Source organism: Bordetella genomosp. 7 (genome assembly GCF_002261415.1).
GTDB lineage: Bacteria > Pseudomonadota > Gammaproteobacteria > Burkholderiales > Burkholderiaceae_B > Bordetella_A.
In genome coordinates this window covers 97,755-119,886 of the sequence record NZ_NEVI01000016.1, presented here as the reverse complement: position 1 = coordinate 119,886, position 22,132 = coordinate 97,755, and the positions used below count along the sequence as shown (strand labels likewise).

The 22,132-nt window shown below is 66.4% G+C and carries 19 protein-coding genes; 7 read left to right on the top strand and 12 right to left on the bottom strand.

The genetic code is table 11. The features are described 5' to 3' along the window. Positions 1 to 34: 34 nt before the first annotated feature. The gene (locus CAL18_RS11295) at positions 35 to 946 is read left to right on the top strand and encodes an SDR family oxidoreductase (protein ID WP_231494550.1); all 912 of its coding nucleotides are present in this window, start codon (positions 35 to 37) and stop codon (positions 944 to 946) included. 22 nt (positions 947 to 968) lie between these two features. On the opposite strand, the gene CAL18_RS11290 is transcribed toward CAL18_RS11295, so the two are convergent. Next, on the bottom strand, positions 969 to 1,325 hold the full coding sequence (locus CAL18_RS11290) for a DUF1428 domain-containing protein (RefSeq protein ID WP_026639058.1): 357 nt from the start codon (positions 1,323 to 1,325) through the stop codon (positions 969 to 971). A 135-nt stretch (positions 1,326 to 1,460) separates the two neighbouring features. Here CAL18_RS11290 and CAL18_RS11285 point away from each other — a divergent pair, with 135 nt between their 5' ends. After that, the gene (locus tag CAL18_RS11285; protein ID WP_026639057.1) at positions 1,461 to 2,423 is read left to right on the top strand and encodes a GlxA family transcriptional regulator; all 963 of its coding nucleotides are present in this window, start codon (positions 1,461 to 1,463) and stop codon (positions 2,421 to 2,423) included. 30 nt (positions 2,424 to 2,453) lie between these two features. Here CAL18_RS11285 and CAL18_RS11280 read toward each other — a convergent pair whose 3' ends face one another. Beyond that, positions 2,454 to 3,332, bottom strand: a complete 879-nt coding sequence (locus CAL18_RS11280) for a LysR substrate-binding domain-containing protein (protein ID WP_094796835.1) — start codon at positions 3,330 to 3,332, stop codon at positions 2,454 to 2,456. Between the two features lie 63 nt (positions 3,333 to 3,395). On the opposite strand from CAL18_RS11280, the gene CAL18_RS11275 reads away from it, so the two are divergent. Together CAL18_RS11275 and CAL18_RS11270 are read left to right on the top strand one after the other, a co-directional pair. Further along, positions 3,396 to 4,580 carry a YbfB/YjiJ family MFS transporter gene (locus CAL18_RS11275; RefSeq protein ID WP_094817867.1) on the top strand — a complete coding sequence of 395 codons (1,185 nt, stop codon included), beginning with the start codon at positions 3,396 to 3,398 and terminating at the stop codon, positions 4,578 to 4,580. Further along, positions 4,577 to 5,173 carry a carboxymuconolactone decarboxylase family protein gene (locus tag CAL18_RS11270; protein ID WP_026639055.1) on the top strand — a complete coding sequence of 199 codons (597 nt, stop codon included), beginning with the start codon at positions 4,577 to 4,579 and terminating at the stop codon, positions 5,171 to 5,173. Before CAL18_RS11275 ends, CAL18_RS11270 begins: the two co-directional genes overlap by 4 nt. A 31-nt stretch (positions 5,174 to 5,204) precedes the next feature. On the opposite strand, the gene CAL18_RS11265 is transcribed toward CAL18_RS11270, so the two are convergent. The 3 genes from CAL18_RS11265 to araD are packed head-to-tail and all read right to left on the bottom strand — an operon-like array spanning position 5,205 to position 8,741. Next, entirely contained in the window at positions 5,205 to 6,194 is a 990-nt protein-coding gene (locus CAL18_RS11265) for a Bug family tripartite tricarboxylate transporter substrate binding protein (protein ID WP_094817866.1), read from the bottom strand. A 51-nt stretch (positions 6,195 to 6,245) separates the two neighbouring features. Beyond that, positions 6,246 to 6,965 carry a ribonuclease activity regulator RraA gene (locus CAL18_RS11260; protein ID WP_419670178.1) on the bottom strand — a complete coding sequence of 240 codons (720 nt, stop codon included), beginning with the start codon at positions 6,963 to 6,965 and terminating at the stop codon, positions 6,246 to 6,248. A gap of 42 nt (positions 6,966 to 7,007) precedes the next feature. Continuing rightward, positions 7,008 to 8,741: an L-arabinonate dehydratase gene (araD, locus tag CAL18_RS11255; protein ID WP_026639052.1), complete on the bottom strand. Its 1,734-nt coding sequence runs from the start codon at positions 8,739 to 8,741 to the stop codon at positions 7,008 to 7,010. A 104-nt stretch (positions 8,742 to 8,845) separates the two neighbouring features. Between araD and CAL18_RS11250 the strand changes: the two genes are divergently transcribed. Further along, on the top strand, positions 8,846 to 9,544 hold the full coding sequence (locus tag CAL18_RS11250) for a GntR family transcriptional regulator (protein WP_026639051.1): 699 nt from the start codon (positions 8,846 to 8,848) through the stop codon (positions 9,542 to 9,544). A 215-nt stretch (positions 9,545 to 9,759) separates the two neighbouring features. Here CAL18_RS11250 and CAL18_RS11245 read toward each other — a convergent pair whose 3' ends face one another. The 5 genes from CAL18_RS11245 to coxB all read right to left on the bottom strand — a co-directional run bounded on the left by CAL18_RS11245 (position 9,760) and on the right by coxB (position 17,060). Further along, positions 9,760 to 11,559 carry a gamma-glutamyltransferase family protein gene (locus tag CAL18_RS11245; protein WP_170940330.1) on the bottom strand — a complete coding sequence of 600 codons (1,800 nt, stop codon included), beginning with the start codon at positions 11,557 to 11,559 and terminating at the stop codon, positions 9,760 to 9,762. Positions 11,560 to 11,579: 20 nt separating this feature from the next. Further along, positions 11,580 to 13,082: an ABC transporter substrate-binding protein gene (locus CAL18_RS11240; protein WP_094796830.1), complete on the bottom strand. Its 1,503-nt coding sequence runs from the start codon at positions 13,080 to 13,082 to the stop codon at positions 11,580 to 11,582. 95 nt (positions 13,083 to 13,177) lie between these two features. Next, positions 13,178 to 13,522, bottom strand: coding sequence for a hypothetical protein (locus CAL18_RS11235; RefSeq protein ID WP_026638816.1), 345 nt, complete (start codon positions 13,520 to 13,522; stop codon positions 13,178 to 13,180). A gap of 35 nt (positions 13,523 to 13,557) precedes the next feature. Beyond that, positions 13,558 to 16,077, bottom strand: coding sequence for a cbb3-type cytochrome c oxidase subunit I (locus CAL18_RS11230; RefSeq protein ID WP_094796829.1), 2,520 nt, complete (start codon positions 16,075 to 16,077; stop codon positions 13,558 to 13,560). Continuing rightward, positions 16,074 to 17,060: a cytochrome c oxidase subunit II gene (gene coxB, locus CAL18_RS11225; protein WP_094817864.1), complete on the bottom strand. Its 987-nt coding sequence runs from the start codon at positions 17,058 to 17,060 to the stop codon at positions 16,074 to 16,076. Before coxB ends, CAL18_RS11230 begins: the two co-directional genes overlap by 4 nt. Positions 17,061 to 17,277: 217 nt before the next feature. On the opposite strand from coxB, the gene CAL18_RS11220 reads away from it, so the two are divergent. Further along, the gene (locus tag CAL18_RS11220; protein ID WP_051423675.1) at positions 17,278 to 17,736 is read left to right on the top strand and encodes a c-type cytochrome; all 459 of its coding nucleotides are present in this window, start codon (positions 17,278 to 17,280) and stop codon (positions 17,734 to 17,736) included. Between the two features lie 13 nt (positions 17,737 to 17,749). Then, positions 17,750 to 18,613 (top strand): c-type cytochrome, encoded by an 864-nt coding sequence (locus CAL18_RS11215; RefSeq protein WP_094817863.1) that lies wholly within the window; start codon positions 17,750 to 17,752, stop codon positions 18,611 to 18,613. A gap of 27 nt (positions 18,614 to 18,640) precedes the next feature. Here CAL18_RS11215 and CAL18_RS11210 read toward each other — a convergent pair whose 3' ends face one another. Then, positions 18,641 to 20,335, bottom strand: a complete 1,695-nt coding sequence (locus tag CAL18_RS11210; RefSeq protein WP_026638812.1) for an ATP-binding protein — start codon at positions 20,333 to 20,335, stop codon at positions 18,641 to 18,643. Beyond that, on the bottom strand, positions 20,322 to 21,848 hold the full coding sequence (locus CAL18_RS11205; protein WP_051423674.1) for an ATPase domain-containing protein: 1,527 nt from the start codon (positions 21,846 to 21,848) through the stop codon (positions 20,322 to 20,324). Before CAL18_RS11205 ends, CAL18_RS11210 begins: the two co-directional genes overlap by 14 nt. Positions 21,849 to 22,132 lie beyond the last annotated feature (284 nt).

Sequence of the window (22,132 nt, the reverse complement as noted above, 5' to 3'; positions counted from 1 at the left end):
GTGACCGACGTGCAACCCTGACAGGAGCTCTGTGATGCCAACTGAAACGCTGTCTTTTTCGAGCGGGATATCCCGATGGCTGCGCCGCACGTTGTTTGCGGCCACGGCGATGTGCGCCGTCGCACTGCCCGAGGCCGGCTATGCAGTCGAAAAAGCCCGCGCCACTGCGCGCGCGGGCCAGCCGACCATGCATGCGAGCGGCAACACCATACTGATCACCGGTGGCGGGTCCGGCATAGGACGCGAGCTTGCCTTGCGCTTCAATGACCTGGGCAACACCGTCATCGTGGCCGGACGCCGGCTGCAGCCGCTGCAAGAAGTGATCTCGGGGCGCCAGAACATGTACGCGGCCGAGCTGGACGTCACCGACCCCCAGGCAATCGATGCGTTTGCACGGCAGGTGGTGCGCGAGCATCCGCAATTGAACATCCTGGTCAATAACGCGGGCATCATGCGCTTCGATAATCCGGGGGCGGCGGGCGACCTGGCCGATGCCCAGGCGCAGGTTGCCACCAATCTGCTGGGCCCGATCCGCCTGACCAATGCGCTGATCGAACATCTGAAGGCGCGGCCGAATCCGGCGGTGGTGAATGTATCGTCGGGGCTTGGTTTTGTACCGCGTCCGGATGCGGCCGTATACAGCGCCACCAAAGCGGCCGTCCATTCTTACAGTGTGTCGCTGCGCGAGCAGTTGAAAGGCCGGGTAAAGGTGGTGGAACTGATTCCGCCCGCGGTGCAGACGGAGCTGACGCCTGGGCAGTCGGTGCGCGAAGGCTATATGCCGCTGGATCTGTTCATTGACGAAGTCATGGCGCTGTTCGGCCAGCAGCCCACCCCCGACGAGATCGTGGTGGAACGCGCCCGCGTGTTGCGCTGGGCCGAGCGAGACGGCCGCTTCCGGCAGGTGCTGGACCGCCTGGCGGACGCGGCGGCCCAGCAGCGCTGACGCGGCATGCATCGGGCGCGCCTCAGGCGTGCACCAGCGTGCGGAAACCGCCCCATGCCATGCGTTGGGTATCGAACACGCCTTCGCAACATTGCAGGCGCGGGTCGGCCATGACTGCAGCGTTGATGCGGTCGCGGTCGGCCCGGGACGGATACAGGATCCAGGCAAAGATCACGACTTCATCGTCGTTGGCGCGGGCGGCCTGCGTGAACGATGCAAACTGCGGGTCGGTGTTCAGGTCGTCGGCGACGCATTCGCGGTAGTCGAGCGCGCCGTGTTCCTTCCACACGGCGCCTGCCGTCGTGGCCATGGCGCGGTACGCGTCCAGCTTGTCTTGGGGAACGGCAAGCAGGAAGCCGTCTACGTATTGTTCGCTCATGGCAATGCTCCTTGGTTGGGATGTCGGCGCGCGAGGCCGAAGCGCCACTGTAGCGATAATTTTGCCCGCTGCGCATGGGGAATTGCGACAATCTAGCGGGTGGATTGCGACAGCGGCCGGGGGTATGCTGCACACATGAAAAACATTGCTTTCCTGCTGCCGCTGGGGGCCAACATCGCGTCGCTGGAGAACGCGCGCCAGGGCTTCCTGGTGGCCAACCAGTATCTGCAGTCGCAGGGCCGCGCGCCGCGCTTTGCGGTGCGCATCCTGGCCGCGACGCCCCAGGTGCAGCTGGACCAGGGCCGTATCCACGTCCAGGCCGACGCGCTGCTGGATGACGCCGGGCCCGTGGACATCTGCATCGTGCCGCCGCTGCAGGGGCCGGCGCCCGACGCGGTGGCCCGCAACGGCCCGCTTATCGACTGGCTGGCGCAGTACTACAAGAATGGCGGCGAGCTGGCATGCCTGTGCCTGGGCGCCGCGCTTGCGGCGGCGGCCGGCCTGCTCGACGGCCGGCAGGCGGTGGTGCACTGGGCCGCGCAGGCATCGTATGCGCAATGGTTTCCGGCGGTGCGCTGGGTGTGCGACCGTGTCGTCATCGCCGAGCGCGGCCTGTATACGAGCGGCGGCGCTTTTTCGGCGGCGCACCTGGTGCTGCACCTGGTCGAGAAATACACCGACCGCGATACGGCGATCTGGTGCGCCAAGTTCTTCCAGCTTGACTGGAGCCGGCAAAGCCAGCTGCCGTTCGCGGTGTTTGTGGGGCAGAAGGAGCATGCCGACGACACCGTACGGGCCGTGCAGCAGCACATCGAGTCGCGCTATGCCGAACGGCTTACCGTGGAGGGCCTGGCGCGACGCCATGCACTGGGCCGCCGCACCCTGGAGCGCCGCTTCCGGCAGGCCACCGGCAACAGCATCGTGGAATACCTGCAGCGCATCCGCGTCGAAGCGGCCAAGAAGCAGCTCGAAAGCTCGCGCAAGACCGTGGCCGAAGTGATGTACGACGTGGGCTACAGCGACAGCAAGGCGTTCCGGGAGATCTTCAGCAAATATTGCGGCATGTCGCCGGTGGAATACCGCGCCCGCTACGTCTAGCAGGGCCGGGCGCCTGGGGCGGCAAAACGGCTAACTGCCCGCCTGGTGCGCAGCCAACAGATCGCGCAGGCTGCGCAACGCCGGGGATTCCTGCCCTTCGTGCCAGAGCAGATGCGTACGGCTGTGTGCCAGATGTTCAGGCAATGCGTGCGCGCGCACCGATGCGGCCGACTTCAGGCCGGCAAGGACAGAGCGCGGCACGATTGCCACCCCCGTGCCGGCCGCGACGCAGGCCACGATGGCGGGATAGGACGTGAACTCCAGTACACCAGGGGTGATGATTCCACGTTCGCCTTGCCATTGTTCGAATATCCGGCGGTATGAGCACCCCCTGGCAAATGCAATCAGGGTGACGCGCTTCGTGTCGCCGATGCCGTTCAATGAACGGATGTGCCGCGCGGTGATCAGCACCAGCTCTTCTTCAAATACCGGTTGAGAGAGCAGGCCCGGCGCATGGAAAGGCTCGGAGACAAAGGCGGCCTCGACATCGTGGCGCGTAAGCCTGCCGATCAACGCGCCGGTGGTTCCTGTGACGAGCTCGATGCGCACGGCCGGGTTTTCGTGGTTGTAGCGCGTCAGGAGATGGGGCAGGCGAGTGCCCGCCGTGCTTTCGAGCGAGCCCAGTCGCAATGTGCCCAGGAGCCGGCCTTCTACCAGCGCCGATTCTGCTTCATGCGCCAGCCGAAGCAGCCGGTCGGCATAGCTGGTCAACAGGCGGCCTTCTTCTGTCGGCACCAGGTTGCGCCCGCGTCGCGCGAACAGGTGGACGTCCAGGCGCGCTTCAAGCTGCTTGATGCGAGTGGTGACGTTGGAAGGCACGCGGTGCAGCGCCTTGGCGGCGCGCGTGACACCGCCGTGCGTGACGACGGCGCGCACGATGGCCAGATCTTCCAGGTCGAACTTTCTCATTTCAAGAACCGTAATTCTTAAATATTCAATATACAAGAATATTATGCGGAGCAAGAATGACGCATGGCCACGTCACCGGCAACCCCATCCAGCAAACAGGGCATCGCCCTGCGCGGACTCGTCGCGCTGGCCGTTGCAATGGGCATCGGCCGGTTCGCGTTTACCCCGCAGCTGCCTGTCATGCAGGCGGACTTGGGGCTGTCGCTGCATGCCGCGGGGTGGCTGGCGGGCGCCAACTATCTTGGCTATCTCGTCGGCGCCGTACTGGCGGGCCGCAGTGGGGCGTGCGCCGCGCGCTTGATGCGATGGGGGCTGGCGCTGGTCGTTGCCGGCACGGCGGCGATGGCGGTTTCCGGCCCATTGGTGTGGTGGCTGGCAATGCGCTTTATCGCGGGGGCCGCCAGCGCCTGGGTGCTCGTGGGAACGGCGTCCGTGGTGCTTGCCCGGCTGGCGGAGCTTGACGGCGCCCGGCTGGATGGCGTCGTGTTTGCGGGCGTGGGGGCTGGCATCGCCCTGGCGGGCCTGGTGTGTCACGCCGGTCTTCTGGCGGGAATGCGCTCGACGGGTCTCTGGATGGCGCTGGCCGTGCTCGCGCTGGCAGGCGTGTCGTTCGTGTGGTCGGGCGGTCAGCCCGCGGTGGCCACCGAAGCGGGCGCGGCCCCGCATGCTCATCCCGCCAGCGGAAATGCAAGGGGCGCGTGGCGGCTGGTGCTGTGCTATGGCCTGTTCGGCTTTGGCTACATTTTGCCGGCTACCTACTTGCCCTCGCAGGCGCGCGCGCTGTTGGACGACCCGGCGCTGTTCGGCTGGGTCTGGCCCATATTCGGCCTGGCGGCGGCGCTGTCGACGCTGGCCGTCACCGTGCTTGCGCGCTGGCCGCGCAAGCACGCATGGGCTGCCGCCCAACTGATCATGGCCGCGGGGGTATTGCTGCCCATACTGGTTCCCGGCCTGTTCGGGCTTGCACTGGCTGCGCTGTGCGTGGGCGGCACCTTCATGCTGATCACCTTACTCGGCCTGCAGGAAGTGCGTCACAGGCTTGGACCCAGGGCGCGTGAATGGCTGGCAGCCATGACCGCCGCGTTTGCCGTCGGGCAACTCGCCGGGCCGCTCATTGCGAATGCGTTGATGGGCGCGGGATGGCCGTTCAACGCTGCACTATGGCTTGCCGCTGCCGCCTTGCTGGTCAGTAGCGGCCTGCTTGTTTTCACTCACCACGAAGACCGCATCATCAGGAGAAAGGAATGAATGCCGCTATACATCAGGGGTTCGGCCCGGACACTACCGAGCGTTTGCCTTTGCCGCCCCAGGACAGCATGAACGATGCACAGCGCGCCGCTGCGCAAGCGCTGATTGCCGGGCCCAGGAAAGGCGTGAAGGGGCCTTTTATTCCGTTGATGCGCAGCCCGGTTCTGCTTGAGCGCCTGGCCAGTGTCGGAGAGTACTTGCGTTTTGAGTCGACACTGCCGGGCAACGTCAACGAGTTTGTCATGTGTATTGTTGCGCGCGAGCTGGGCAACCAGTTCGAATGGGCGACCCACTATCCGCTGGCGATCAAGGCGGGCGTATCGGAAGCAACACTGAAGGCCCTGGCGCAGGGCGCGCGGCCGCGCTCCATGACGGACGAAGAAGCGCAAGCCTGGGCATTCACCGTTGAGCTGTTGCACCGGCACGGCGTCAGCGACTTGACGTATGACGCGGCGCTCGAGCGCTGGGGCGAGCAGGGCGTGATAGAGATCGGGGCGCTCATCGGCTATTTCGCCTGCATCTGCTGGATCATGAACATCGCCCGCACGCCCGCGCCGGGCGGTGTCACCGCTTTGGCGGGGTTCCCGGCTTGAGATCGCCGGGCGCGCCCGCCAGCAGGGGCGATCAATCGACCGTGGCGCCGGATTTTTCAACCACTTCGGCCCACCGCGGAATTTCGCTGGCCATCAGGTCGCGCAAGGCCTCGGGCGTACTGCCGACCAGCTCCATGCCCATGGTCTTGCCCAGTTTTTCCTGTACGTCGGGTTCTTTGAGAATGGCCGAGATTTCCTGAGACAGCCGGTCGACCACGGCTTTGGGCGTGCCCTTGGGCGCATAGACGGCCTGCCACGACGCCATCTGGAAGCCGGGCACCCCGGCTTCTTCCATGGTGGGCGTATCGGGCGCCAGCGCAATGCGCCTGGGCGTGGTGACCGCCAGCAGCTTGAGCCTGCCGTTTTGCAGCAGGGGCAGCGCGGCCGTCATCTGGTCGAACATGAAGGTAACCGCGCCCGACGATACATCGACCATGGCGGGCGGCGTGCCCTTGTAGGGCACGTGCGTAAGAGGCACGCCTATCGTGTCGGCGAACAGTTCGCCGGCCAGGTGTGTGGACGTGCCCGGGCCGGACGAGGCAAAGGTGCGTTTGGCCGGCTCGCGCTTTAACAGGTCGATGAGCTCGGCCACGGAATTGACGCCGAGGTTGGGATCGACCAGCAGCACATTGGGCAAGGTCGCCACCAGCGATACGGGCTCGAAATCCTTTACCGGGTCGTAGCGCAGGTTCTTGTACAGGCTGGCATTGATGGCGTGCGTGCTGATGGTGCCGCCGAACAGGGTGTAGCCGTCGGCCGGCGCCTTGGCGACATACGTTGCGCCGATGGCGCCCGCCGCGCCGGGCTTGTTCTCGACGACGACGCTCTGCTGCAGGCGATCGCCCAGCTTCTGCGCCAGCAGCCGGCCCACTACGTCGGTGGAGCCGCCCACGGTAAAGGGCACGACATACGAAATGGGTTTGGCGGCCGGCCATTCGGCCGCGTGAGCGGCAAGCCAGCACGATGCCAGCGTGGCGGCGGCCACGATCAGTGCCGTGCCGCGTCGTCGGATTGGGTTCATGAGTTGTCTCCGTAGTTGTTGGTGAAAGCGTTTGGGCCGGGGGCGGCGCGGTCAGCGCCCGTGTTGCGCGCGCCAGGCCGCGTAGCGCTCGCGAGTTGCCGGGTCGGTGGGCGGGTATAGGCCGACGATGCTGCGGCCCGCCTGGACTTCCGCGGTAACGAAATCTTCGAAAGCCGTCATCTCTTCGGCTTCGCGCGCGATATCGTCGGCCAGGTGCGCGGGGATCACCACCACGCCTTCGGCATCGCCCACGATGATGTCGCCCGGAAACACGGCCACGTCGCCGCAGCCGATAGGCACGTTCAGGTCCATGGCCTGGTGCAGGGTAAGGTTGGTGGGCGCTGACGGACGCTGGTGGTAGGCCGGAATGCCCAGCCGCGCGATTTCAGGCGAGTCGCGGAAACCGCCATCGGTAACCACGCCGGCCACGCCGCGCTTCATCAGCCGCGTCACCAGGATGGACCCCGCCGATGCGGCGCGGGCGTCCTTGCGGCTGTCCATGACCAGCACGGCGCCGGCGGGGCAGGCCTCGATGGCGACGCGCTGCGGATGCCGGGGGTCTTCGAATACCTGGATGGGGTTCAGGTCTTCGCGCGCCGGGATGTAGCGCAAAGTGTAGGCAGGCCCCACCATGTTGGGCAGGCCAGAGGCCAGCGGATGTACGTCCTGGATGAACTGGTTGCGCAGGCCGCGCTTGAACAGCGCCGTGCACAGGGTCGCGGTGCTTACGGCCGACAGGCGGGCGCGGGTTTCTTCGGACAGGGCAGTCATGGCAATCGTGGGTCTCGTGTCGGTCGGGCCAGGCAGGCCCGGTCAGAAAATGTCGGGTTCGGCCACGGGGGCGCCGAAGCCGGTTTCAAGGAAATCGAAGTCGCATCCGTCGTTGGCCTGCAGGATGTGCTGCGAGTACATCCAGCCATAGCCGCGCTCGTAGCGCCTGGGGGGCGGTGTCCAGGCCGCGCGGCGCGCCTGCAGTTCGGCGTCGCTGATATTCAGGTGGATGTGGCGCGCGGGCACGTCTACGGTGATGAGGTCGCCGGTGCGCACCAGCGCCAGCGGGCCGCCTATATAGGCCTCGGGCGCCGCGTGCAGGATGCATGCGCCGTAGCTGGTGCCGCTCATGCGCGCGTCGGACAGGCGCAGCATGTCGCGCACGCCCTGCTTTACCAGCTTGGCCGGGATCGGCAGCATGCCCCATTCGGGCATGCCGGGGCCGCCTTGCGGGCCGGCATTGCGCAGCACCAGGATATGGTCGGCCGTGACGTCCAGGTTCTCGTCGTCTACCGCGGCTTTCATGCTGGGGTAGTCGTCGAACACCAGGGCGGGGCCGGTATGCTGCAAGTACTGCGGCGCACATGCGCTGGGCTTGATGACGCAGCCGTCCGGCGCCAGGTTGCCCTTGAGCACGGCCAGCGCGCCTTCCTGGTAGATGGCGTTGTCCAGCGTGCGGATGACGTCATCGTTGTACACCGCCGCGCCCGCGATGTTCTCGCCCAGCGTGCGGCCTGTGACGGTGCGGGCCGACAGGTCCAGGTGGCCGTCGGCCAGGCGCGACATCAGGCCGGGCAGGCCGCCGGCGTAGTAGAAGTCTTCCATCAGGTAGGTGTCGCCGCTGGGCCGGATGTTGGCGATGACCGGCACCTTGCGGCTGGCGGCATCGAAGTCGTCCAGCCCCACGGCGCAGCCGGCACGGCGCGACATGGCGACCAGGTGCACGATGGCGTTGGTCGAGCAGCCCATGGCCATGGCCACATTGATCGCGTTCTTGAAGGACGCATGGGTCAGGATCTTCTGCGGCGTGAGGTCTTCCCACACCATGTCGACCACGCGTCGGCCGCATTCGGCCGACATGCGCATATGGTTGACGTCGGCGGCCGGGATGGATGATGCGCCGGGCAGCGTCATGCCGATGGCTTCGGCGATGGCCGTCATGGTGCTGGCCGTGCCCATGGTCATGCAGGTGCCGTAGCTGCGCGCGATGCCGCCTTCGACTTCCGTCCATTCCTGCCTGGTGATGTTGCCGGCGCGGCGTTCGTCCCACAGTTTCCAGGCGTCGGAACCGGAACCCAGGACCTTGCCTTTCCAGTTGCCGCGCAGCATGGGGCCGGCGGGCAGATAGATGCAGGGCAGGTTGGCGCTGGCCGCGCCCATGAGCAGCCCGGGTGTGGTCTTGTCGCATCCGCCCATCAGCACCGCGCCATCTACCGGATGGCTGCGCAGCAGCTCTTCGGTTTCCATGGCCAGGAAGTTGCGGTACAGCATGGTGGTGGGCTTGACGAAGGATTCCGAAACCGAAATGGCGGGCAGTTCGACGGGAAAGCCGCCCGCCTGGAATACGCCGCGCTTGACGTCATCGACGCGCTGCCTGAAATGGCTGTGGCAGGGGTTCAGGTCGGACCAGGTGTTGATGATGGCAATGACCGGGCGCCCGGCCCAGTCTTCGGGCGCGTAGCCCATTTGCATCATGCGCGAGCGATGGCCGAAAGAGCGCAGGTCGTCATGTGCCATCCAGCGGGCGCTGCGCAGGGATTCGTAGGAACGGGGCATGGAAAGGTGTCCGCCAAAAGGTGTGGCAAATTAAAACACTAATATATTAGTACGTCAATGAGCTCGCGGCGGTTACAATCCCGGTCTCATCTTTGTCTCTGCCTATGCCTACATTGAGCTTGCCCGTTGACTTGCGCCTGGACCGTTCGCGCCACGCGGCCCCGCAGGTGTTCGAGAAACTGCGCGAATTGATTGTGTCGCTGGAATTGAAGCCTGGCGCGCCCCTGGCGCGGGCCGAACTGGCGGAGGCGTTCGGCCTGAGCCAGACGCCGATACGTGATGCGTTGATCCAGTTGCGCGACGAGGGGCTGGTGGACATTTTCCCGCAGCACACGACGGTGGTGAGCCGCATCGATATCGCGGCGGCGCGCCAGGCGCATTTTCTGCGACGCTCGCTGGAACTGGAAATAGTGCGCATGCTGGCCGAGCGCGACGACCCGGCCTTGGTCGAGCGGCTGCGCGCGCATATCGATATGCAGCGGGCCAACCGCGGGGCGGACCGATACCAGGCGTTCCTGGACGCCGACCGGGCGTTTCATCGCGAGATGCACCAGGCCGCGGGCGTGGCGGGCTTATGGGAATTGGAGCAGCGCTATAGCGGGCATGTGGATCGGCTGCGCAGGCTGCACTTGCCCGAGGAGGGCAAGGCCGAGCGCATTCTGCGTGACCATCAGCGGATCGTGGACGCTGTGGCGCGCCATGATGCGGCGGGCGCGCAGGAGGCCTTGCGGGAGCATTTGTCGGGCACGCTCAGCCAGGTGGACGAGATTTGCGAGCGGTATCCGGAGTTTGTGCGGCGGTGATGGTGGTCGACACCCGTGATTCGTGCATCAGATGTGTGGTGTCTGACACCCGAGGGTGTCAGACACCGGGGCAAGGCCGAGCGCCTTTTTCCGTGTCCGGGTGTCTGACTCCGGAGGTGTCAGACACCGTCCGTGGCCTTGAACGCGCAGGTGTCACGGCATCTGCCGATGCCTGCCATTGCCGCGTGCCGGATACGTCGGAGTCTGCGGCCGTGTTATCTGCCTACTGCATAGGCCTGCATCAGCCGCGGGGTTGCGGCGGCGTGCAGCAGGCCGTCGGGGTCGCGGGCGGCGGCGGTGAGGCGGCCGGTGGACCATTCCGGTTCTTCTTCGACGAGATGGCCGCGCCGGCGCAGGTCGGCGATGACGTCCGGGCCGAATGAGGCTTCGACGGCCAGATGGCCCGGCTTGCGGTCGCGCGGATAAAAGGACGACGGAAAATGCTGCGTGTGCGACATGGGCTGGTCGATGGCTTCCTGCAGGTTCAGGCCATGGTGCACGTGGCGCAGGAACAGGAGCAATTGCCATTGCTCCTGCTGGTCGCCGCCGGGCGTGCCGAACACCATGTAGGGTTGTCCGTCGCGCAGGGCCAGTGAAGGGGTGAGCGTGGTGCGTGGCCGCTTGCCCGGCGCCAGCGTGCCGGGCAGGCCCGGTTCCAGCCAGAACATCTGGGCGCGCGTGTTCAGCGGAAAGCCCAGATCGGGAATGACGGGCGAGGACTGCAGCCAGCCGCCGGACGGCGTGGCCGACACCATGTTGCCCCAGCGATCGATGACGTCCACGTGGGTGGTGTCGCCGCGCCTGGCCGAAGCACGCATGTCGGCCGGCGCGGGTTTGCCGCCCGTCTCGCCCGGCTGCGCGACTCGCGACAGGCGCGACAGCACGTCCATGACGCGCTCGACCTGCGCTTCGTGGCCGGGCACGCTTCCGGGCCGCAGCTCGTGCGAGGCGTGTTCGCCGATCAGGGCGCGCCGCGCCTGGTTGTACGGATCGGACAGCAGGTGATCCAGCGGCACACGCACGAATGCCGGATCGCCGTAATAGACTTCGCGATCCGCGAACGCCAGTTTCATGGCCTCGGTGACACGGTGCACGAATTCGGCGTCGTTGGGCCCGGCCGATTGCAGGTCCAGGCCCTTGAGCAGCGCCAGCGTCTGCAGGAACACGGGCCCCTGGCTCCAGGCGCCCGCCTTGGCGACGGTATGGCCGTGGTAGTCGTACGTGACGGGCGCGTCGTAGCTGGCGGACCAGCCCGCCATGTCGTGCGCGGTGATGACGCCTCGTTGGGGGCGGCCGCTTTCGTCCATGACCTCGTGGCTGCGCACATAGCGGTCGATGGATTCTGCCACGAACCCGCGATAGAACGCGTGGCGCGCGGCTTCGATCTGGCGCTCGCGATCGGCGCCTGCCGCTTCGGCTTCACGCAGCACGCGCCGCCAGGTGGCCGCCAGCCATGGGTTGCGAAACAGCTTGCGCGCCTGTGGCGGCGCGCCGCCGGGCAGATAGACTTGGGCCGTGGTGGGCCAATGCGTGGTGAAGAAATCTTTCAGGCCCGCGATCGTGTTGGCGATGCGGGGCATCAGCGCATGGCCGTGGTCGGCGTAGTAGATGGCCGGCTCCAGCACGTCGCGCACCGTAAGCGTGCCATGGTCGCGCAGCAGCAGCATCCACGCGTCGAAGGCGCCCGGGATGACGGCCGGCAGCAGCCCGTTGCCAGGTATCAGGTCCAGGCCGAGCGACCGATAGTGCGCCAGCGTGGCGCCGGCCGGCGTGGGGCCTTGCCCGCACAGGACTTCGGTGCGCCCCGTGCGTACCGAATGGAACACCACGGGCACTTCGCCGGCGGGGCCCACCAGATGCGGTTCGACCACTTGCAGCACAAAGCCCGCGGCCACGGCTGCGTCAAAGGCGTTGCCGCCACGTTCGAGCAACGACATGCCGGCGCTGCTGGCCAGCCAGTGCGTCGAGGTCACCACGCCGAAGGTGCCCAGGATTTCCGGGCGCGTGGTGAACATGCGGTATCCGGAATCGATGCTCATTGCCGGGCCACCGTGACGCCTTTCAGACGGATCAGGCCGTCGGGGTAGGGCACGAAACCCTGCACCTTGGCCTGGGTGCCGAAAATCCAGGGCAGGTAGAACAGATAGATGCGGGGGTCGTCTTCCTGCATGATCTGCATGGCCTGCGCGTACAGTTGCCTGCGTTGGTCTTCGTCCGCGATGCTGCGCGCCTCGTTCATGAGCCTGTCCATTTCGGCATTGCAGTATTTGCCGTCGTTCAGGCTGCCCTTGCAGGTGATGTACTGGTAGATGTTGCCGCTGGGATCGACCCGCCCGGACCATCCCGTCTGGCCGACCTCGAAGTCGCCGCGCGGCAGGGCGGATTGCAGGGCGGCGAATTCCATGGGGCGCAATGAAATATCGAAACCCGCCTCGGCGCCCATGGCCTGCACCAGCTCGAATACCTGCTGCATGGTGGTGTTGTTGCCGAAGGTCAGTTCGAACTTCACGCGGTCGTGGCCCGCCTGCCTGAGCAGTGCCTGTGCCTTCTTGGGGTCGCGGCCAGGACGCTCGACGCTTTGGTCGTAGGCGAAACTGGCGGGCGGAAACGGCTGGTGCGCGGGCTGGAACATGCCTTCGCCCACCACCTGATTGATGATGTCGCGGTCGATGGCCAGGTCCAGCGCCTGCCTGACCCGCTTGTCTTTGGCCAGCGGATTGTCGGCGCGCGCGCCGTTGGCGATGTTGACCGATATGGCCTGGTAGCCCAGCCCGGTGACGGGCGCCAGGCGCAGCTTGGGGTCGTCCTTGACGGTCTTGACGTCGCTGGGCGCGACGCGCTCGATGATGTCGAGCCCGCCCGAACGCAGGTTGTTCAGGCGTACCGTGGTGTCGGGCATGGGCGTGAAGACCACCTGGTCGAAGTGGTAGTTGGCCTGGTCCCAGTGTTTGTCGAATTTCTCGAGCACGATGCGGTCGTTCTGCACGCGCTCCTTGAATTTATAGGGCCCCGAGCATACCGGCGCGCGGCCCGGGTCCTGGTCGAACGTCGCGGGCGACAGCATCATGCCGGCCCGGTCGGATAGCTGCGACAGCAACGAGGCATCCGGTGTTTTCAGCCGCAGCACTACGGTGCGGGCGTCGGGCGCCTGTACGCTGGCCACTGACGCCAGTTCGCTTTTGCGGTTGCTGTCGGGCAGCGTCATGGCGCGGTCCAGGTTGGCCTTGACCGAGGCGGCATCGATGGGAGTGCCGTCGTGATACACCGCCGCGTCCCTGAGCGTCAGCGTCAGCGTCAGGCCGTCATCGCTGGTTTGCCACGACTCGGCCAGCTGGGGCACGATCTTCAGGTCGGGCGAAATATCCACAAGCTTGTCGCACAGCGATGCAAATACGATGCGGCCTACAAAGGTGCGGGCGCGCGCCGGGTCGAGCACGTCGGGGTCGTCTTGCAAGCCGATGCGCATGGTGGATTGCGCGGTGGCGGCGGCGCTGGCAAGCAGGCCGGCGGCGGCCAGGGCTAGGCAAAGGCTACGCATGGGTATTCCTTTCAGACAGTTGAACTCCAGGGCAATTCCGACGGCGTTGCGCCGCTGGCGTCAATCTATCAAATTGGCGGCGGTTTGGCGCGGGTTTATGCGGACGGGCAGGCGGGCAGCATCAGCACGGGCACTGTCTGCCACACGATCGCGATGGCCGACAACAGGCCCAGCGTTGCGGCCACCCAGGGGAAGAAGCCCTTGTCATCGGTGGCCGGCCAGCGGCGCCGGTAGCGCCAGTTGACCAGACCGATGACGGCCAGCGCCAGCGCGGCCGCGATGCCCATGAATGCTGTGGCCAGGCCGCCCATCCACAACCCGTGCAACGCCGGGCGGGCGCAGAAAATGCCGTTGGCCGCGTAGATTAGCGTGAAGTGCACTGCCCATGCCAGGGGCCCCGTCAGCAGGGGCAGCAGCAGGGCTATGGATCGTGTTTGCATGCCGGTTTCTCCTTCCGGGACGTCGCACGGACCATCTACCCGGTCCATTGCGCAAACCCATGCAGCACCCAGGTTGCGATCAGGCCTTGCACGACGGTGTAGTGCCACAGCACCGAGGTGTTGTCGTAGCAGGCGCGCCGCGCAGGTCCCAACCGGCCTGCCCATGAGCGGGCGGTTGTGAACAGCGCCATCGAAGCCGCTGCCAAGGTCAGCACCCCCTGCAGGCCGATGATGGCGTAAACGGCAGCCGCGTAGGCGCTGTCTTGCGGACGCAGGCCCATGTGCCAGTGCGCAAGCATTTCGCGCGCGACCACTGCCGCCAGCAGCGCGCAGCCCGCCGGCAGGCCGACGCGCAGCCACGACTGCCGGCCGCGACGCAGCGCCCGCGAGCCTGCCCATATGCAGGCGCTGCCGGCTATCAGCAATGCCGAACTGCCCAGCGGCCGCGACCAGGCGCCGAACGGGCCGGCATCCGGCCACGCCTCTGGCGAGACGGTCCACAGGAAGAAGTAGGCAAACAGCAGCGAAGCGAAAATGCTTGCGCACACCATGATCAGCATGACCATGGCCCACCAGGAATGCGAGCTGCTGCCGGTGCACGACATCGGCAAGCGCAACCCGCCGCCCACGTCCACGGCTGCCTGGTCCGGCGCCGGGTCGGCGTCCCATAGCCAACGAAGAATCATCGCCAGGGCCAGCGCGCCGAACAGCGCGGCCGGCACCATCAGCTTGACCGTCAGCAGCAGGAAAAAGCCCGCCGTGCCCAGCGCCGCGAGCACGGGCGGCCAGCCCGGGCCGGGCAGGCGCAGCACATACTGGGGCCGGGCCTCGATGGCGCTGGTGACGAGGGTGCTGCGCCAGCCTCCCGGGGCGCCCGGCAGGTAGTAGCGCCCCGCGTCCACGTCTGCGGCCAGGCCGGGCTGGTCCCACAGGGGTTCGCGGCTTTGCACGATGGGCACGCTGCGCGGGCCCGCCGAACCGCCGGGCAGCCATTCCAGCGTGCCGGCCTGCCACACGTTGCCGGCATTGCTTGCCACCGACGGCCGGCAGTTGCGCGCCAGGTCTATCAAGAACACCAGGACGCCGGCCGCGATGACATACGCTCCTATCGTGGACACCATGTTCAGCATTCCCCAGCCATAGCTGTCGGCATAGGTGTAGACGCGGCGCGGCATGCCCGCCAGGCCGGTCAGGTGCATGGGAAAGAAGCTGACATTGAAGCCCACGAACATCAGCCAGAACGCCCAGCGGCCGAGCCGCTCGGACAGGGGGCGGCGGCTGACGAAGGGCATCCAGTAGTAGAAGGCTGCGAAGAGCGGAAACACCATGCCGCCCACCAGCACATAATGCAGGTGCGCCACGATGAAGTAGGTGTCATGGGCCTGCCAGTCGAACGGAATCACCGCCACCATGACGCCGGTCAGGCCGCCCAGCACGAAGATGAAGAAAAAACCCAGGATGAACAGCATGGGCGTCTTCAGCGGCCGCACCTTGGGCGCGGCCGCGATCGTGGCGATCCAGGCGAAGATCTGAATGCCGGTGGGGATCGACACGGCCATGCTGGCTGCCGACGCAAAACTCAACGACAGCTGGGGAATGCCCGTGGCGTACATGTGGTGCACCCACAGGCCGAAACTGATGAAGCTGGTGGCGACCACCGCCATCACCACGGCCCGATAGCCCACCAGCGGACGTCCCGTCATGGCCGGAACGATCATGGACACCATGCCTGCGGCGGGCAGGAAAATGATGTAGACCTCGGGATGGCCGAACAGCCAGAACAGGTGCTGCCACAGCAGCGGGTCGCCGCCCTTGTCGGCAATGAAGAATGGCAGGCCGAAGGCCCGTTCGAGTTCAAGCAGCGCGGTGGCCACGATGACCGCGGGAAACGCGATGATGACCATGCCCGAGAACGCCAGCATGATCCAGGCGAAGATCGGCAGCTTGTCCAGCGTCATGCCCGGGGCCCGCGTGCGCAGGATGCCCACCGCCAGCTCGATCGCGCCGGCGATGGCCGAGATCTCGATAAAGCCTATGCCCAGCAGCCACAGGTCGGCATTGACGGCGGGAGAATACGCGCTGCTGGTCAGCGGCGGATACATGAACCAGCCGCCGTCCGGCGCCAGGCCGGCGAAGATGCTGCAGAAAAAAACCAGGCCGCCGATGGCGTACGCCCAGTACGCATAAGACGACAGGCGGGGAAAGGGCAGGTCGCGCGCGCCCAGCATGTTGGGCAGCAGCAGCACCGCCATGGCTTCGACCGCCGGCACGGCGAACAGGAACATCATCACGGTGCCGTGCATGGTGAACAGCTGGTTGTACAGCGTATGGCTGATCAGGTCGTTATCGGGCACCGCCAGCTGCGTGCGCATCAACAGCGCCAGAATGCCGGCCAGCAGAAAGAACAGCAGCGCCGTACCGATATACAGCAGGCCGACGTAGTTGTTGTTGACCACCGTGATGGCTCGCCAGCCGGTGGGCCGCCGCCAGATGCGTTCGAGTTCTTCCCGTTCGCCCTCTGGGCGGGGCAACGGATTGGGCAGCGTATCCGTCATTGCAGGCTTTCCAGGTAATGGGCGACGGCGCGCAACTGCTCGCCGGACAGGTTCCGGAATGAAGGCATGGCATTGCCCGGCTTGATGTGCTGGCTGCCGGCGATCCAGCCGGCCAGGGTGCCGACGTTGTTGGGCAGCATGCCCGAGGCCAGCGAAGTGCGGCTGCCTATGTGGGTAAGGTCGGGCCCGCTGGCGCCGGCGGCCGAGGTGCCGCGCACCGTATGGCATTGCGCGCAGGCCTGGGCGAACACCTGGCTGCCCGCGCGCAGCCGCGCGTCGGCGGGGTTCGCGGTTGCGGGCTGGCGTTGCGCATGCAGCCACGCCTGGTAGGCATCCGCCTGCAGTACGTGCACATCGAACATCATGTTGGCGTGCTGCGCGCCACAGTATTCGGCGCACTGGCCGCGCCAGGCGCCGGTCTCGCGCGCCTGCAGGCGCAGGCGGTTGACATGCCCCGGCACCATGTCGACTTTGCCCGACAGATTGGGCACCCAGAAGCTGTGGATGACGTTGCGTGAACTCAGCAGCAGCTCTACCGGCTGGCCCACGGGAATGCGCATTTCGTTAGCCGTCTCGAACAACACCTGCCCCTGCTCGTCCAGGTATCGCACGCGCCACCACCACATCTCGCCGATGATCTCGATGCGGGCCGCGGCCGGCTCGGCGTGGCGCAGCATGTTTGCCGCCAGCCCCACGCTGTACACCAGCAGCGCCGTCAGCACCACGACGGGAAACACCGCGCCGGCGGCCACCAGCCATCGCCGGCCGGCCAGGACGCGGCGCCAGGCGGGCGGCCCGTACATGGCCAGGGCCAGGATCATCATCACCAGCAGGAAGATCGCAGCGCCGGCCGTGAACATGACCGCGCCGATCTCGGCGCTGGCCGCGGCCTGGTCAGCCCTGGGATGCAGGGCAGATTGGCGGTCGGCCCATAATGAAGCAAGCGGGACGGCCAAGGCCGCAAAGGCGCTGGTATCGGGCATAGATGACGGTGGCCAAAAGGGTTCCGGGCGATCCGGGGTGCGCGCCAGCAACGCACGCGACGTGCCCGCGCGCAGAGCAAAGCCGGCAGGGTTTGACGGCGCTGCAATCGGAAAAATTTACCGACGCGCTGACGTTTCGATGCAAGCGGCGTGCCCGCGCGCAATCACACGCGCAGGCACGGCAAGGAAATTGCTGTGGGGGGCGAAAAGGAGACTTATGCCGCTCGTCCAGTTCCCCAGTACGCGCGAACGCTGCCCGGGGGCAGCCCGCCAGCCCCGGTGGCGCGCCGCCGGCCGGTCGTGCGCCGGTGCGTGCCTGGTGGCGCTGGCGTTGGCCGCGTGCGGCGATCCGGCGCCGCCGCTGGCTGCGGCGCCTGCGCCGCAAGACCTGCCCGAGGCCGACATCGGCCGCGGCAAGGCGCTGGTGGCTCGCTACGCCTGTGCCAGCTGCCACGAAATACCGGGCGTGCGCGGCGCGAGCGCCCGCGTCGGGCCCACCTTGCGCAATCTTGGCGAACGGGCCTACCTGGGAGGTGTACTGGCCAACACACCCGCCAATCTGGTGAGCTGGCTGCGCGATCCGCCTGCCCATGCGCCCGGCACGGCCATGCCCGACGTCGGACTCACCGCCGACCAGGCGCGCGATATCGCCGCCTACCTGCTCACGCTGCGCTGAACGGAGGCCACCCATGAGACCCTGGATGCGCGTTGCGGCCCTTACCCTGGCGGCAGCTGCCGTGGTCGGACTGGCGGTGATTCTGGCGGTGGTCTACAGCGGCTGGTATGACAGCCGCGCCACGCGCCCGCACACCGCGCCGATCAACGCCTTGCTGGAAGTCGCGCTGGAACAATCGATCAAGACCAGCGCCGCCGATGTGCAGGTGCCGAAGCTGGACGACCCTGCGCGGGTGCGCAGCGGATTCGAGGTGTTTCGCGCACATTGTGTGCAATGCCATGGCGCGCCCGGCGTGGCGCCCGAGCCTTTCGCGATGGGCTTGATGCCGGCGCCGGCGTCACTGGTGACCACGGCGCGGCACTGGTCTGCCGCCGAGATCTACTGGGTGGTGCGCTATGGGATAAAGATGACGGGCATGCCTGCCTGGCAATATCGCATCAGCGATGCAGCCATATGGGACGTGGTGGCGTTCATGCGAGTATTGCCGACGCTGTCGCCCACCGATTATCGCGCCTGGAACGAGCGTGCGGCGGCGCCGGCGAGCGTGGCGTCCGCGGACGCTGCGGCAGACTCCGGGCGCGGGCGGGAACTGAGCCTGGGCGACGCACAGGCAGGCCGGGATGCATTGCAACAGTACCTGTGCGTGACGTGCCACGCCATCCCTGGCGTGGTGGGAGCGAATTTTCACGTGGGGCCGCCATTGCAGGGCATAGCCGGGCAACAGTACATTGCCGGCATCTTGCCCAACACGCCCGAAAACATGGTGCGATGGCTGCTCGATCCGCATGCCTTCGACCCGGCCTCGGCCATGCCGGGCCTGGGCCTGAGCGTGCGCGACGCGCGCGATATCGCGGCATACCTGTATACGCTCGATTAGCGGTCTGCCGGCCCGGTTTGCGCTGCATTACAGCGCCGGCGGGGTGGCTGCCGCCGCGCGCGCGGCAAGCAGCGCGCTGAGCACCGCGGCCAGGTCGTCCAGCAGATAGGGCTTGGGCAACAGGGGAATGCCGGACTCCTTGGCGCGCCGCGCCTCCTCGCCGGGATAGCCGGTGGTCAGCACCACCGGCAGCCCGGGCCTGCGTTCGCGCAACGCCTGAGCCAGGTGTACGCCGCTCATGCCGCCCGGCATCATGATGTCGGACAGCACCGCGTCGATTGCCCCGGCCGCATCCAGCGTGTCGAGCGCCGCGCCCGCGCTGCCTACGCAGGTCACTTCGTAGCCCAGCTGCACCAGCATATCGGTGGTCAGCGCCGCGACTTCGTTGTCGTCTTCTACCAGCAGCACATGCAATGGCGATGGGTGTGCGTGCGCGGCCGGCGCGATCGGCTGGGGTTCGTCCAGGGCCATGGCCGACCTGGGCAGCACCAGCCGCACGGTAGTGCCGCGCCCGACTTCGCTGTGGATCTGCAGGGTGCCGCCCGATTGGGTCGCGAACCCGTAGGCCTGGGGCAGGCCCAGGCCCGAGCCCTTGCCCACGTCCTTGGTGGTGAAAAACGGCTCCAGAATGCGTGCCTGCACGTCGGGCGGTATACCCATGCCGTTGTCGATGATCGAAAGGCCGACATGGTCGCCCTGCAATTCGCCGTGCGGCGAGCCGGGTATGTTGGCGGTGCGTATGGTTATCGTGCCGCCGCGCGGCATGGCGTCGCGCGCGTTCAGCGCAAGGTTGATGATGACCAGTTCCAGCTCGCCCGGGTCGGCCTCGACCACCCAGAGGTCATCGGCCAGCTGCAGTTCGACGTTGATGTCTCCGCGCAGGCTGCGCTGCAGCATCTCGAGCATGCTGCGCACCTGCTGGCTCAGGTCCAGCGCGCGCGGCTGCAAAGTCTGGCGCCGTGCAAAGCTCAGAAGCTGGCGTGTCAGCCCGGCGCCACGGTCTACGGCGCGCTGCATCGCCTGCATGGTGCGCTGCCGGCGTTCGGCGTCGACCGGCCGCTCCAGGATCTGCAGCCCGCCGGACACCACCATCAAGAGATTATTGAAATCGTGCGCCACCCCCCCGGTGAGCTGGCCCAGCGCTTCGAGTTTCTGGGCCTGGCGCAATGAGTTTTCGATGCGTTCGCGTTCGGCAATCTGGCGCTGCAGCTCGGCATTGGCGGCCTCGAGCTGGCGGGTGCGGTGGATGACGATGTCCTCGAGCTCCGCCGCGGCTTCTTCCCGCGCGCGCAGCAGCGCCCGTATCTGATATTGCCGCTGGCGCGAACGGGCCGCGGTCCGCACCATGGTGGTCAGCGCCAGGCTTTCCATCGGCCGTTCGAGCAGGGATACGTTGCCCAGCGCGTCTACCATTTTTTCGCGCCACGCCGCGACCGCGACCTGGCGCACGCGGCTGGTCAGCACCACGAAGGGCGGGTCCGACCACGCAGGCTCGGTGGCCAGCCATGTACGCACCGCCTGCAGGTTCTTGCCGAACAGCGCTTCTTCGGTAACGCAGATGACCAGAACGCCCGCATGGGCCTGTTGCACCAGGCTGTCGATATCGGCGCATACGTGGGCGTCGAGCCCATCGCGCTGCAACAGCCGCGCACAGGCCGCACCGTCGCGGCCGATGGGCGCATAGACCAATACGCGCCCCTCGGGGCCTTCAGGCCAATTCATTGTCGGCCTTGGGCAGCAGGCGCAGATCGTCGCCCGTGTAATGCGGTGTGCCCGTAAGGATGCCGCTGAAGGAAGTCAGCGGCTGGCCGAGCATCAGGCCCCGCGACGACAGCGTGAATTCGCGGATAGATTGCTCGTGGGCGCCACTGCGTTTTTTCACCACCGAAAGCGCGCGCCTGACCTGGCCGGCATGTTCGAAATACCGCAGCATGATGACCGAGTCGCTCAGGTAGCTGATGTCCAGCGGCGTCTGCATCGGCCCCATTATGCCCTGCTGGGCCAGCACCATGATGGTGGTCACGCCTTGCTGGCCCAGGTAGGTCAGCAGTTCGTGCAATTGCAGAACCAGGAAGCGTCCGTCCGGCATGGCGTTCAGATAGCCGTTCAGGCTGTCGATGACGATGACGCGCGTATCGGATTGCTCGACGCTATGGCGCACGAGCGAGGCGAACTCGCCCGGCGACAGTTCTGCCGGATCGATCTGTTGCAGGTGCAGTAAACCCTTGTCCAGCGCGGGCTCCAGGGGCATGCCCAGGTTGCGAGCGCGCAGCTGCAGCGTGATGCGGCCTTCGTCGAAGGCGAAAATGGCGGCATGCTCGCCGCGCTGCGTGGCGGCCAGCGCATAAGTGATGGCAAGTGACGACTTGCCCACGCCAGCGGCCCCGATCAGCAGGGCGTTGGTGCCGCGTTCGAGTCCGCCGCCAAGAAGCTGGTCGAGCTCGGCGTTGCCGCTGGGGGTGGGTATGGGGTCGAATGTTTTATGGTGTTCGGCGGCCACCAGGCGAGGATATACGACCAGGCCGCCTTTCCTGATGGTGAAGTCGTGATAGCCGCCGCGATATTCCACCCCGCGCATCTTCAGCACACGCAGCCGGCGGCGCTGTGCGCCGTAGTCGATGGCCAGTTGTTCCAGCGCGATCACGCCGTGGGAAATGGAGTGCAGCTGCAGGTCGTCGTCGCGGCCGCCGCGATCGTCCAGCAGAAGCACCGTGCATTGCCGGCTGGCGAAAAAATGCTTCAGGGCCAGGATCTGCCGCCGGTAGCGGAGCGACCCCTGGGCCAGCAGCCGCAATTCGGAAAGGCTGTCCAGCACCACGCGCGTCGGATTGGCGGATTCGACCTTGTCGAGAATAAGCCGCGTCGTTTCGCTCAGTTCCATCTCGGCCGGGTGCAGCACCGTCAACTCGTGCTCCGGATCCAGGATGTCTTCCGAGACCATCTCGAAAATCTCGATGCCGTCCAGTTTCCAGCCATGGCGCTTGGCCACCAGGCGCAGTTCGCGGGTGCTTTCGGACAGCGCGATGTACAGCACGCTTTCGCCGTTCTTCACGCCTTCGAGCAGGAACTGCATGCCCAGGGTGGTTTTTCCTGTGCCCGGATGCCCTTCGCACAAGTACATCCGGTTCGCGTCCAGGCCGCCCGACAGGATGTCGTCGATGCCGGAGTTGCCTGTCGATATGCGCGGGGGGTCGTCATCTGAAGAAAAGTGATCGCCGTTAATCACCTTGCCCATGGATGTTGGTCCTTTTACTTGAATGGGTCGACAAACCTTCACGGTGCACTCACTGGCGGCGCGTGAACTGGCATGGCCTGCGTTGCGGGCAAGGCCGGCCCGACACGCACGCGTCTGTGCTCCGGGCACTATATAGCAGGTTGCGCGCGCGCACATCAGGGCGGCGGAAGGTCCTGTAACCAAGTCATTACAACCGGGCGCGCAGGGTTGAAGCCCGCGCAGCGCGACGATAAATTGATCATGCGATATGCGGCTCGGCCGCGCCGGGCCCGCGACACTCGATG